Annotated in this window: 11 protein-coding genes; 5 read left to right on the top strand and 6 right to left on the bottom strand. The window is 71.3% G+C overall.

Going from position 1 to position 12,512, the window contains the following annotated elements:
- Window positions 1-352 precede the first annotated feature (352 nt).
- Complete coding sequence (locus E3328_RS16155) at window positions 353-964, top strand: DUF998 domain-containing protein (protein WP_135365640.1); 612 nt, start codon at window positions 353-355, stop codon at window positions 962-964.
- Between the two features lie 21 nt (window positions 965-985).
- Here the strand turns inward: E3328_RS16155 and E3328_RS16150 are convergent, their stop codons facing one another.
- The 5 genes from E3328_RS16150 to E3328_RS16130 all read right to left on the bottom strand — a co-directional run bounded on the left by E3328_RS16150 (window position 986) and on the right by E3328_RS16130 (window position 6,595).
- The gene (locus E3328_RS16150; protein WP_135365639.1) at window positions 986-1,495 is read right to left on the bottom strand and encodes an NUDIX domain-containing protein; all 510 of its coding nucleotides are present in this window, start codon (window positions 1,493-1,495) and stop codon (window positions 986-988) included.
- A 481-nt stretch (window positions 1,496-1,976) separates the two neighbouring features.
- On the bottom strand, window positions 1,977-2,711 hold the full coding sequence (locus tag E3328_RS16145; protein WP_135365638.1) for a hypothetical protein: 735 nt from the start codon (window positions 2,709-2,711) through the stop codon (window positions 1,977-1,979).
- The gene (locus E3328_RS16140; protein ID WP_135365637.1) at window positions 2,701-4,251 is read right to left on the bottom strand and encodes a protein kinase domain-containing protein; all 1,551 of its coding nucleotides are present in this window, start codon (window positions 4,249-4,251) and stop codon (window positions 2,701-2,703) included. The genes E3328_RS16145 and E3328_RS16140 overlap by 11 nt, the downstream gene beginning before the upstream one ends.
- 104 nt (window positions 4,252-4,355) lie before the next feature.
- Window positions 4,356-5,828 carry an MATE family efflux transporter gene (locus tag E3328_RS16135; RefSeq protein WP_135365636.1) on the bottom strand — a complete coding sequence of 491 codons (1,473 nt, stop codon included), beginning with the start codon at window positions 5,826-5,828 and terminating at the stop codon, window positions 4,356-4,358.
- On the bottom strand, window positions 5,828-6,595 hold the full coding sequence (locus E3328_RS16130) for a TetR/AcrR family transcriptional regulator (protein WP_135365635.1): 768 nt from the start codon (window positions 6,593-6,595) through the stop codon (window positions 5,828-5,830). The genes E3328_RS16135 and E3328_RS16130 overlap by 1 nt, the downstream gene beginning before the upstream one ends.
- Before the next feature lie 167 nt (window positions 6,596-6,762).
- On the opposite strand from E3328_RS16130, the gene E3328_RS16125 reads away from it, so the two are divergent.
- On the top strand, window positions 6,763-7,071 hold the full coding sequence (locus tag E3328_RS16125) for an Hsp20/alpha crystallin family protein (RefSeq protein ID WP_135365634.1): 309 nt from the start codon (window positions 6,763-6,765) through the stop codon (window positions 7,069-7,071).
- 78 nt (window positions 7,072-7,149) lie between these two features.
- On the opposite strand, the gene E3328_RS16120 is transcribed toward E3328_RS16125, so the two are convergent.
- Window positions 7,150-8,112, bottom strand: coding sequence for a C-terminal binding protein (locus tag E3328_RS16120; protein WP_135365633.1), 963 nt, complete (start codon window positions 8,110-8,112; stop codon window positions 7,150-7,152).
- Between the two features lie 153 nt (window positions 8,113-8,265).
- On the opposite strand from E3328_RS16120, the gene E3328_RS16115 reads away from it, so the two are divergent.
- From E3328_RS16115 to gcvPB, 3 genes are all read left to right on the top strand, one after another.
- Window positions 8,266-9,540 carry an AGE family epimerase/isomerase gene (locus E3328_RS16115; protein WP_135365632.1) on the top strand — a complete coding sequence of 425 codons (1,275 nt, stop codon included), beginning with the start codon at window positions 8,266-8,268 and terminating at the stop codon, window positions 9,538-9,540.
- A gap of 130 nt (window positions 9,541-9,670) precedes the next feature.
- Window positions 9,671-11,002 (top strand): aminomethyl-transferring glycine dehydrogenase subunit GcvPA, encoded by a 1,332-nt coding sequence (gene gcvPA, locus E3328_RS16110; RefSeq protein ID WP_135365631.1) that lies wholly within the window; start codon window positions 9,671-9,673, stop codon window positions 11,000-11,002.
- A gap of 1 nt (window position 11,003) precedes the next feature.
- Window positions 11,004-12,458 carry an aminomethyl-transferring glycine dehydrogenase subunit GcvPB gene (gcvPB, locus tag E3328_RS16105; RefSeq protein ID WP_135365630.1) on the top strand — a complete coding sequence of 485 codons (1,455 nt, stop codon included), beginning with the start codon at window positions 11,004-11,006 and terminating at the stop codon, window positions 12,456-12,458.
- Window positions 12,459-12,512 lie beyond the last annotated feature (54 nt).

The raw sequence follows: 12,512 nt of genomic DNA, 5'->3' as shown, positions 1-12,512 counted from the left end.
GGCTCGTGGCTGTCTGTGGTGCTGTGCTGTTCCTGGCGGACTGAAAGGGCGAGGCGCGCTCGCGCCGGGCGTCGCCTGAGCGGGCCACTATCCGCGCGGGCGGTGCCGAGAGCGCGGATATCCCGCTCAGCGACCGCGAGCGCGCCGAGGGCTTTCAGCGCTTACCGTCGGGTGCGGTAGATACGACTGCTAGCGAACGCGCCGAGGGCTTTCACCGCCTGCTGTCCACTGCGGTCGCTGTCGTGCTCGTTTCTTCCGCACCAGAACAACCAGAAATAACTACTCGACTCACAATATAAACAGAACGTCGTCGACCCCGTCTTTTTTCGTGGGGGCGGACCCAGCGCGCGGTATGGCCGACTACGACCCCCTCCGTCCGCTGGTCCCGCCCGCCGTCGGGCTCGCGGCCGTCCTCGTCGCGTTCGGCGGCGTCGTCTACGCGATGGCCGCGGCGCCGTGGTTCTCGCCGCTGTACTACGCCCTCTCGGATCTGGGCGCGCGCGGCGTCCCGACGGCGCCGATCTTCAACGGTGCCCTCCTCGTCGGCGGCGCGCTCGGCGCCGGCTTCGTCGTCGCCGTGCTCGCCGACACCGACCACCCGATCCGGAAGGCCGGCGGCATCTTCGCCCTGCTCGCCATGCTGTTCATGGCGTTCGTGGGCGTGTTCCCGCTGCCGCACCCGCTGCACGGGCTGGTCGCCGTCCCCTTCTTCCTGTTCCTGACGCTCGCCGTGTTCCTGTGGGGCGGCGGCGACTACGCCGCCGGCCGGGAACTCCGCGGGCTCGTGCTAGTGTTGCTCGGCGTCCTGCACGTCGTCTCGTGGACCTGGTGGTTCCTGTTCCCGTGGTTCCCGCCGGGGATCGCCATCCCGGAACTGTTCGGGGCGGCCGCCTTCGCGGTGTGGGGCGGCTGGCTCGCCGTCGAGGAGTTCGAGCGGGTCCGCGTCGACCGCGAGCGGCTGTGAGCGGGCCGCCCGGCCGCCGAGTCAGTCCGATCCGCGGACCGCCGCGGCGCGCTCGACGTACGTCTCGGTGAACGCCGGCACGTCCTCGCGAGCCCGGAGTTCGTCCAGCGTGAGCCAGTGGACCGCCGCGACCTCCTCGGGGTCGCGAACGCGGGCCTCGCCGCCGTCGTACTCGCAGCGCGTGACGACGTTCAGACACTGGTGGCCGGTGTCCGTCTCGAAGGTCCCGCTGCAGACGTACGCGACCTCGCCGACGGTGACGCCGACCTCCTCCGCGATCTCGCGTCTGACCGTACTCTCGATCGCGTGGTCGACGCCGGGTTCGGGTTCGAGTTTCCCGCCCGGCAGCCCCAGAAGCCCGGCCGCGTGGTCCTCGGCTTCGCTCCGCTCGACGAACAGGTACTCCGTGGTCCGGTCGTCGAGTGCGCCGGTCCCGTCCGCGGGTTCGTCTCCGTCCTCGGATCCATTTCCGTCGCCGCGCGCTCTCGCGACCACCCCGTCGACGTTGACGACGTGCGCGTACTCGTCCATGGTGTGTCATGTGGCGGATCTCGGCTTTCGTTCTTTCGAGTCGACGTGGTTCGAGTGGGTGCTGGCCGGCGCTGGGTTCTCTCGACGCGCTCGCTGTGACCCGGATCGACTGCATGCGACGGCAGGCGCTGAAAGCCCTCGGCGCGCCCGCTAGCTGGAGGGTCAACCGCGGGAAACAGTTAGCGATGAAAGCCCTCGGCGCGCTCGCGGTCGCTGAGCGACATATCCTCGCGGCCCAAGGGCCGCTTCGGATACGGGTCGCTCAGACGACTGAACTGCACGCGAGCGCGCCTCGCCCGTTCAGTCCACCAGAACCGCACGGCACCGCGACCGCCCCGCACAGCACCGCAGGGGGCCTCACGCCTCCCCAGCCTCTTGCGCTCCGCGCGCCTGCGGCGTGCGGTGCTCATCCCTCGCGCGGCTACGGTCGCGCGCATGAACGCGCGCTCCAGCGCGCGCCGATTCGGCAATCCACTGGCAGTCACAGACCCGCGAGGTTCTGTCGGAGTTTGATGGTGGCGGTCATGAGGGCGGTGGCGGTCATGATGACGAAGACGACCTGGACGTGCACGACGACGACGCGGTCGAGGCCGGCGACGGTAGCCAGGTCGACGGCGGGGACGAGCGTGGCGAACGCGAGGACCGGCAGGAGGTGGCGCAGCAGCGAGTCGATCATCGTGCCCTGGACCATCGCGGCGGCGGTCTGCTTGCGGCCGAACCAGAAGCCGTAGCCGGCGAAGGCCAGCGCGCCGACGCCCTGGAGCGCCAGCAGCGGCCGGCGGAGGCCGAAGACGGCGACCCCGAAGACGACGGCGGCGACGACGGCGACGAAGGCGACTTCGACGAGGCGCCGCCCCGGGAACACGCGGTCGGCGCCGGTCGTCGAGAGCGCGGCGTTGAAGTAGACCTCCCGGACGGCGAGCGCGAGCAGGAGGACGACGGCGAGCATGAGGCCGGTCCTGTAGGGGGTGCGGACCGAGGAGACGATCTCGAGGACGCCGACGACGCCGTACAGCGCGGCGACGAGGCCGACGTACAGCAGGTACTCCCAGAGGACCCGCTGGGCGTCGACGCCGGTGGCGCGCATGTTCAGGTAGGCGTAGGCGCCGAACCGGGCGGCGATGACCGTCAGGAGGACGAGCCCGACGAAGGCGACGAAGGTGAGGCTGGGGTCGTCGGCGAGGAGGTAGAGGCCGAACTCGACGTCACCGGCCATCCCCGACCACCCCCTGCAGCTCCCGCCGGAACGCCGTGACCGTCTCGTACCTGGTGAGCTTCCCCGTCGCCGTCGCCTTGCGGACCACCTGGTCGAGCCCGCCGGGGAGGTCGGGGTCGACCTCGCCGGGGACCGGCGTCCGGTCGGAACACACGCCCGCGCGGATCTCCTCGATGGAACCGTCGTAGGGCGGCTCGCCGGTGACGAGCCGATAGAGCAGGGTCCCGAGCGCGTACACGTCGGTCGCGTGGTCGACGCTGCCGAAGCGACCGGAGTAGTGCTCCGGCGCGGCGTAGCGGGGGTCGACGACCTCCGGGAGGCCGAGGTGGTCGGCGTAGACGCGTGCGAGGCCGACGGCGGTCACGCGCGGGCGCTGGCGCTCGCGCTCGGTGAGCCGGGCGCCGGGGTAGGCGACGGTCGCGGGGTCGAGCGCGCCGTGGACGACGCCGCGCTGGTGGGCGTGGGCGACGGCGCCGGCGATCTCGACGGTGCTCGCGACGGCCTCCTGCGGGTCGAGCGCCTCGCCGTCGCGGTCGGCCAGCGCGGTCCCGGTGTGTTCGAGCGCGGCCCACGGCCGCGGTCGCAGGCCCCAGTCGTGGACGCTCAGTACCGAGTCGTGGTCGTCGACGCCGGCCCAGGCGTCGAGGGCGTCCCGGAGCGCGCGGGCGAACGCCGCCCGGTCGTCGTCGGGCACCCGGAAGACGACCAGCGCGAGCGGCGCCTCCTCGTCGGCGACGGTCCCGACGGCGCGGTAGCGGTCGCCGAACCGCCACTCGGCCCGGTCCGAGCGCACCGACAGGTCGTCGAAGCGGCTCCGCTCGATCACCGCCGAGAGCCGGCGCGTCACGAGCGCCAGCCGCCCCCGCGTCAGCTCCCGTCGGTCGTCGCCGCTCCCCCCGTCGGTACCGTCCGCGTCTCCGCCGTCGTCTTCGGTTCCGTCGCCGCCCTCGGCGAGCGTGGAGGGGTCGAAGTCGGCGCCGGGCGAGCGGTCGGTGTAGACGCGCTGGCCGCCGGTGCGGTCGCCCTCGGCGCCCGCCGCGCGGGTCCGGCCGACGCCGCGGTCGCCGGGGGACGGCGAGAGGTACTCGCTGCGGGCGAACCCCCCGCCGGACCGGTAGAGGTGCTCGCGTGCGCGCAGTTCCCGCTCCTCGTCGAGGTCGGTGACGGCCTCGTCGACGGCTCTTGGCCGGCGGCCCGCGAGGTAGTCGAGCGCGTGGGGCACCTCGACGGGCGGGTCGCCGTCGAGCCGGTCGACCAGCCGGCGGACGACGGGGTCGAGCAGGTCCGGGTCCGCCTCGACGGCGAGACAGAGCGCGAGCGCCGCCCGCAGCCGCTGGGAGCGGTCGTCGGCGTCGAGCGCGCCGAGCAGCTGCGGCAGCCGCTCGCCGCCGCGGTCGGGGTCGGCGACGACGGCCACGAGCGGGTCTTCGCGCCCGGGTCTCTCGCCCGGGTGACGACCGCCGTCGCGGTCGTCGCCGTCGCGGCCGCTCCCGTCGGCTCCGGTCCCCGCTCGGCTCGCTTCGTCGGTGTCTTCGGCCATGTGGTCGGTCGCCGCGCCCGCGCGGTACGTCTCGGATAGTTTACCGGTCGTCTACCAAGACTGTTTGGGTCCGCGCGAGGCCTGGAAGCCCGCGACGGGCGTCGTCAGTCGTCGGTGGCGGGTTCGGCCTCGGGGTCGGGCGAGGGGCCGACGCCGGGGGCGGTGTCGGTGAGCGAGGCGTCGCGCCAGGTACCCCGAGAGTACCACGCGAAGGCGATGGCGGCGCCGGCGACGTTCGAGACGGCGAACGCGAGCCAGATGCCCTCGTAGCCCATCTCGCCGGAGGCGAAGTAGGCGACCGGGAGGCGCACGAGCCCGAGCATCGTGATCGAGATGGCGGCGGCGGTCAGCGTCTTGCCGGCGCCGCGGAACCCGCCCTTGTACGAGTGGAAGATACCGGTGAATCCGAACGTCGGAGCGACGTACCTGAGGAACAGGCGGCCGATCTCGACGACTTCGGGGTCGTCCGAGAAGATGGCGACGATGTTGGGGGCGCCGAGCCACGTCAGCACGCCGACGGCCGCGAGGGTGCCGAACATGGCCTTGGCGGCGAAGTTGGTCGCGCGGCCGGCCCGCTCCTGCTCGCCGGCGCCGATGTTCTGGCCGGCCATCGTCTCGACGCCGCGGCCGACGGCGATGGCGGGCAGGAAGATGACCGAGAACATCCGGACGCCGACGGTGTAGGCGGCGATGACCGTCTCGCCGAAGGGGGTGACGATGGTCAGCATGAGCACGACGGCGATGGAGTTGCCGGTGTTCTCGATGGAGGCGGGGACGCCGACCCGGAGGATCTTCCGCAGGTACCCGAGGTCGGGCCACATCTCCGAGAGGTGGATCTGGACGCCGCGGTTGCCCCGGAACATGATCGCCATGCCGATGACCGTCGCAAGCGCCCGCGAGAAGATGGTGGCGTAGGCGGCGCCCTCGATGCCGAGCTCGGGGAAGACCCACCAGCCGAAGATGAGGAACGGGTCCAGCACCATGTTGACGACGACGGTGACGAACATGACCAGCATCGGGGTGATCGTGTCGCCGTAGCCGCGCATCAGCGACATGAACACGAAGAACGCGAACATGAACACCATCCCGAGCGAGATGATCTGCAGGTAGCCGGTCGCGCCGGCGACGACGTTGGCGGGCCCGCCGATCAGGGCCAGCAGCCGCCCGACGTTGAGGTAGCCGAACGCGCCCAAAAGCAGCGACGCGACGATGGCGAAGGTCACCGTCTGGGAGGCGGCGAACTCCGCCTGGTCCTCGTCGCCGGCGCCGATGTTCTGCGCGACGAGGATGCTCCCGGCGATCGATATCCCGAGCCCCAGCGAGATGAGGAAGAAGACGAGCGGGAACGCCATCCCGATGGCGGCCAGCGCCGTCTCGCTGTACTGGCCGAGCCAGATGGTGTCGACCAGGTTGTACGCCGTCTGCAGCAGGTTCGTGACGACGATGGGCAGGGAGAGGTAAAAGAGTGGCCGGGGGATGTCGCCGGAGGTGAGGTCGAACTCCTCGCGGTCCTTGAACACCATGTTCACCCGCCTGCGGACGCCCGCGACGAGGCGGTCGAGCGGCGAGTCGGCCATCAGTCGTCGCCTCCCGTGGCGGCCGCCCGAGTGTCGCCGTCCGTGTCGCCCGCCGATGCACCGTCGGTGTCGTCGCCGCCGAGGTCGACCGCCACGTCGGCACCGGGGGCGACGAGGTTCTCGCGGACGTACGCGAGGAAGGTGTCGCGGACGCTCCCGTCGGTCTCGCCGAGGGCGACCCGGCGCGTGTTCACGCCGTCGACGAGCGTCGCGACGAAGGCGGCGGTGTCGTCGGGGTCCACGTCCGCGCGGACCGTCCCTTGCTCGATCCCGTCGGCGACGATATCCCGGACGCGCCCGCGGACGAACGCGTCGACCCGCTCCAGTTGCTCGCGGTAGGACTCGACGTAGGGTCCCTGAGCCTTGATCTCCAGCAGCGCCGTCTGGAACTCCTCGAACTCGTCGGTTCCGTCGTCCGTGTCGTCGGCGTCGTCGGGGGCCGATCCGCCCCGGGGCTCGTCCGCTCGCTCGGCCGGGCAGAGCAGCTCGTCGACGAACGTCACGAGCCGCGCGACGGCGTCGTCGCCGTCGGTCTCCCCGACATCGTCGGTGAACGCGTCGTAGAGGTGGTCGAGGAAGGCGAGCAGCAGCTCCTCCTTGGTGTCGTAGTGGTAGTGCAGCGACGCCTTGCTCTTGTCCGACTGGTCGGCGATGTCCTGCATCGTCAGGTCCGCGTAGCCGTGTTCGCACAGCGCGCGGTAGGTGGCCCCCATGATGGCCTCCGGCGTGGAGCCGTCCGCCGCGGCGCTGTCCGTCGTGCCGGTCATTGGCGATCTTAACTGACCGGTCAGTCAAAAACGTTCCGAACTGACTGACCGGTTAGTCAACGGATCCCACGGCGGGCGGAGGCGACGGGTGACTCGCTCCCGGCGGACGGGAATCGCTGTGGAGATTGAAATAGCTCGGCGCCGTCGTCTGAAGTGGAGGGAATCCCGTGACACACCACCCGGACCACGAGGTCGAACTGTTCAGGGACGAGGGCGCCTACGAGGTGTACGTCGACCTGCCGGGGTACGACCGCGCCGACGTCGACCTGCGCTGGCACGACGGGCGGCTCCACGTCACCGCCGAGCACCGGACCGACGAGGGCGAGACGCGCGTGTTCAACCGCCACGTCTCGGTCCCGCGGCGGATCGACGCCGACGATATCACGGCCACCTACCGCGACGGCGTGCTGAACGTACGTCTTCCCGTCTCCGAGGACGACGCCCGGCCCGGGACGCGGATCGAGGTCGAGGAGTAGGGCGCGACCGTCGGACGACCGACCGGCGACCGCGGGTGACCGCCCGTCGGCCCCCCCGCCCGCGCCCGCCGGCCCGTCTCACACCCAGTCGAGGTCGGGGTCGATCCGGTCGGGCGGCCGCTCGCCGGCCAGCGCCGCCCGGACGTTGGCCGCGACGGTCCCGTGGAGGTCCGCGCGGGCCTCCTCGGAGTACCACGCGGCGTGTGGCGTCAGGACCGCGTCGTCGCGCTCGAACAGCGGCGAGCCCTCGGGCGGCTCCTCGGCGAACACGTCCAGCCCGGCGGCCGCGACCTCCCCGCGTTCGAGCGCGTCGGCGAGTGCGGCCTCGTCGACGACGCCGCCGCGCCCGGTGTTGACCACGACCGCGTGGTCGGCCAGCCGCTCGAAGGCCGCCCCGTCGACCAGACCGCGGGTCTCCCCGGTCAACGGCGCGTTCACCGAGAGGAGCTCGGTCCGGTCGAGCAGTTCCTCGAAGTCGACCTTCTCGACGCCGTCGGCGGCCATCTCCGCGGCGTCGACGTACGGGTCGTAGGCGACGAAGTCGGCGTCGAACCCCTCGGCCAGCTCGCGGACGCGGCGGGCGATGGGGCCGTAGGAGACGAACCCGAGCGTGAGCCCCGACAGGCGGTGGATCTCGCCGCCGGCCCGCCAGTCCCACCCGCCGGACTTCACGTCGCGGTCGTACCGGCCCAGCGACCGGAGCGCGGCCAGCGCGAGCGCCACGGTGTGGGTCGCCACCTCCTCGGTGCAGTACTCCGGGACGTTCGTCACGACCACGCCGCGCTCGGCGGCGGCGCCCACGTCGACCGTGTCGATACCGACGCCCGCCCGCGCGACGATCCGCAGGTCCGGGCACGCGTCCAGCACGTCGGCGGTCACCGGCGTCGACACGTTCGCGACGAGCGCCTCGGCCTCGCTCGCGGCCTCGCGGACTGCCTCCTCGGAGTCCGTCTCGGCGACGGTGACGGTCACGTCGTCGCCGAGTCCCTCGGCCAGCAGTTCCGCGTCGATCATCGGGTCGTCGCTCGCGACGACTTCCATACCGGGACACGGGACCGGACCGAAATAAGGGGGTCGGCCGTTCCCGCCCGCTGGGTCGGCACCGGCCGTCGTCGGTGGTGGGGATCGGGGAACTCGAACCCGCTTGCTTCCGCGTTGAGAGCGTTCAAGTGCCGGCCGGGAGAACCCCGGACCATGACACGGGACCCCGACGCACTCGCCGAGGCGTACCTGCCCCGACTCCGGGAGAACCTCCGGGAGACGGTGATCGACTTCTGGTACCCCCGCGCGGTCGACACCGAACACGGCGGCTTCCTCACCAGCTACGACGCCGAGGGGGAGTTCGCCGGCAACGACCGCAAGATGGTCGTCACCCAGGCGCGGATGCTCTGGTTCTCCGCCCGGCTCTACCGGGCGGGCTACGGCGACGAACTGCTCGACGCCGCCGACCGCGGGTTCGACTTCCTCACCGAGGAGATGCGCGACGACGACCACGGCGGCTACTACTGGGAGGTCGAACGGGACGGCGACGTGGTGAAGCCGAACAAGCACATGTACGGCCAGTCGTTCGTCCTCTACGGCCTCTCGGAGTACTATCGGGCCAGCGACGACGAGGCCGCCCGCGAGGCCGCCGTCGACCTGTTCGAGCGGTTCGAGGCCGAGGCCTACGACGAGGACCACGGCGGCTACGTCGAGTACTTCGAGCCCGACTGGACGCCCATCACCGAGGGCGGCACCTACCTCGACAACATCGAACCGGACTGGTCGCCCAAGGAGGACGTGGACGCCGACCTCGACCCGACGACGAAACTGATGAACACCCACCTCCACCTCATGGAGGCGTTCACGACGTTCTACGAGGCCACCGGCCACGACGTGGCCGGAAAACGGCTCTCTGAGCTGCTGACGATCAACACCAACACCGTCGTCCGCAAGAAGCTGGGCGCCTGCACCGACAAGTACGCGCCCGACTGGCAGCCCCTGCTCGACGACGAGGACTACCGGGTCGTCTCCTACGGCCACGACGTGGAGAACGTCTGGCTGACGATGGACGCCGCGACGGCGCTGGACCAGCCCCTCTCCTACTACCGCGACCTGTACGAGACGCTGTGGGACTACTCGCTGGAGTACGGCTATGACGACGACCACGGCGGCTTCTACTTCTACGGCCCCTTCGAGGAGCCCGCGACGAGCCGGATCAAGGCGTGGTGGGTCCAGGCGGAGGCGCTGACCAGCGCGCTCCGGATGTACGAACTCACCGGCGACGACCGCTACGCCGACGTGTTCGCCGAGACCTACGACTTCGTCGACGAGTACCACGTCGACAGGGAAGTCGGCGAGTGGCACTCCGGCGTGACCGAGGACCTGGAGCCCGTCGGCCGCAAAGGCGCGATGTACAAGGGCGCCTACCACAACGGCCGCGCCCTGCTGGAGTGCATCGAGGCGCTGGAACGGCTGCAGGACGCGTAGCGGGCGACCGCCGTCGCTCTGGGGAACGGGTGACCACCTGCGGTACGCCGAAACGGGAGGCTCATGTGCGAGCGTCCGATAGGGTCGTCCATCCCCGACGGGAGCCTACTATGACACGCGAGGGACGACGATGACACGAGAGACGCGCGGGAGCCCGTACGCGCCGGGCGACGCGGCCGACACCGAGGCGATGCTGGACGCGGTCGGCGCCGACGATATGGAGGCGCTGTTCGACATCCCCGAGCCGGTCCGCTCCGACGGCGAGTTCGGCATCGACGCGCGGAGCGAGCGCGACGCCGCCCGCCTGGTCGAGCGGACGCTGGGGCGCAACGACGACCTGACCGAGTTCATGGGACGCGGTCACTACGACCACTACGTCCCGGCGCTGGTCGACGACCTGGCGAGCCGCCAGGAGTTTCTCACCTCCTACACCCAGTACCAGCCCGAGGTCGCCCAGGGCTTCCTCCAGGCCCTCTTCGAGTACCAGTCGATGCTGGTCGAATTGACGGGGCTGGACGTGGCGAACTGCTCGATGTACGACGCCGCGACGGCGCTGGGCGAGGCCGCGACGCTCTCCCAGCGGGTGCGGCCGGTCTCGGGCGACAGGATCCTGGTGCCCGACCATCTCAGGGAGGGCAAACGCGAGGTGCTGGAAGCCTACGCCGACGGTCCCGGCCTCTCCGTCGAGGCGTATCCGACCGACGAGGGAACCGTCGACACCGAGGGACTGGCCGACGCGCTCGACGACGACGCGGCGATGGTCTACGCCGAGAACCCGACTATCTGCGGTGCCATCGAGCCCGAACTGGACGCGGTGGGCGAACTGGCCGACGAGCACGACGCGCTGTTCGTCCTCGGGTCGGACCCGGTCGCGCTGGCGCTGCTGGAGCGGCCCGCCGATGTCGGTGCCGACGTGGTCGTCGGCGAGGCGAGCGCGCTCGGCGCCGGCACCGCCTACGGGATGGGCGCCGGTCTGTTCGCCACCCGCGAGGCGTTCCTCCGGCAGGTCCCCGGCCGGCTCGTCGGGGTTGGCGAGGACGCCACCGACCGGCGGGCGTTCACCCTCACTCTGCAGACCCGCGAACAGCACATCCGGAAGGAGCGGGCGACGAGCAACATCTGCACGAACCAGGCGCTGCTGGCGCTGCGGACGGCGATCCACGCCGCGACGCTCGGGCCGGACGGTCTCGTGACCCTCGCGGAGGACTGCGTGACCCTCGCCCGCGACCTCGCCGCCCGGCTGGACGAGGTGCCGGGCGTCCGCGCGCCGGTCAACGACCGCCATCACTTCCGGGAGTTCCAGGCCCACACCGACCAGCCCGCCGCCGCGGTGGCGAGCGACCTCGAATCGGAGGGGTTCGCCGTCCACGTCGTCGGCGAACACCGGGTCCAGGTCTGCGTGACCGACGCGAACGAGCCCGCCGTCGACCGGTTCGTCGACGCCGTCGCGGAGGTGGCCTGAGATGAGCGAGGAGGACCACGCCCCCGAGGCGGGGACGCTGTACGACCAGGCGCGCTGGACCGACGACGGCGAGTACGAGCCGCTGCTGGCCGAGAAGGGCACCTCCGAGGTCGAGATCGGCGACGACTCGCCGCTGCCCGACGAGCTGACGCGCGACTCGCTGGAACTGCCGGACCTCGCCGAGCCCGAGCTGGCGCGCCACTACACCCGCCTCTCGGGGATGAACTACGGGGTCGACAGCGGGCCGTTCCCGCTCGGGTCCTGTACGATGAAGTACAACCCCAAGTTCACCGAGCGGGCGGCTGCGGACCCGAACGCCGCCGTCCACCCGGACCGCTCCGCCGAGAGCGTCCAGGGGACCCTGGAGCTGCGGGCGACACTGCAGGACTACCTCGGACGCATCGGCGGGATGGACGCGGTGACGCTCCAGCCGCCGGCGGGCGCGGCCGGCGAGTTCACCGGCATCCGGATCGCCGCCGCCTACCACGAGGAAAACGGCGAGGACAGGACCGAGGTCGTCATCCCGGACAGCGCCCACGGGACGAACTTCGCGACGGCGGCGATGGCGGGGTTCGACGTGGTCGAACTCCCCAGCGGCGAGGACGGCCGCGTCGACATCGACGCCCTGGAAGCCGCCGTGGGCGACGACACCGCGGCGCTGATGCTCACCAACCCCAACACCCTCGGGCTCTTCGAGCGCGACATCGAGGAGGTCGCCGATATCGTCCACGACGCGGGCGGGCTGCTGTACTACGACGGCGCGAACCTCAACGCCCTGCTCGGTCGCGCCCGGCCCGGCGACATGGGGTTCGACGTGATGCACTACAACGTCCACAAGACGTTCGCGACGCCCCACGGCGGCGGCGGCCCGGGCGCCGGCCCCGTCGGCGTGACCGGGGAGCTGGCCGAGTTCCTGCCGACGCCGCACGTGCGCGAACAGGCCGACGGGAGCGGCTACGAGCGCTACGAACCGGAGCAGTCGATCGGCAAGGTCCACGGGTTCGCCGGCAACTGGCTCGTCCTGGTGCGCGCGTTCGCTTACATCGCGCGGCTGGGCGACGAGGGACTGGCCGACGCCAGCGCGCGGGCGGTGCTGAACGCCAACTACCTCGCGAGTCAGATCGACTACGAGGTGCCCTACGGCCCCTTCCACCACGAGTTCGTCGCGAGCGCGGGCGAGCAGGACGCGGCCGACGCGGCCAAGCGGATGCTCGACTACGGCGTCCACCCGCCGACGACCAAGTGGCCCGAGATCGTCGACGAGGCGCTGATGACCGAGCCGACCGAGGCCGAGACCAGGGAGTCGCTCGACGACCTCGCCGCGGCGTTCGATGCCGTCGCCGGCGAGGACGACGCGACCCTGGAGGCGGCGCCCGAGCGGACCGCGGCCCGGCGGATCGACCAGGTGCGGGCCGCACGCGAACCGCGGCTGTCCTGGCAGGCGCTGGACGACTGAGCCGCGCCGTTCCCGTTCGCGCCTCAGTTTCGATAATCGGGGGGAAGCGGATAT

This window comes from Halosimplex halophilum, from assembly GCF_004698125.1.
Classification (GTDB): Archaea; Halobacteriota; Halobacteria; order Halobacteriales; family Haloarculaceae; genus Halosimplex; species Halosimplex halophilum.
This window is presented reverse-complemented; position numbering and strand designations above follow the sequence as displayed.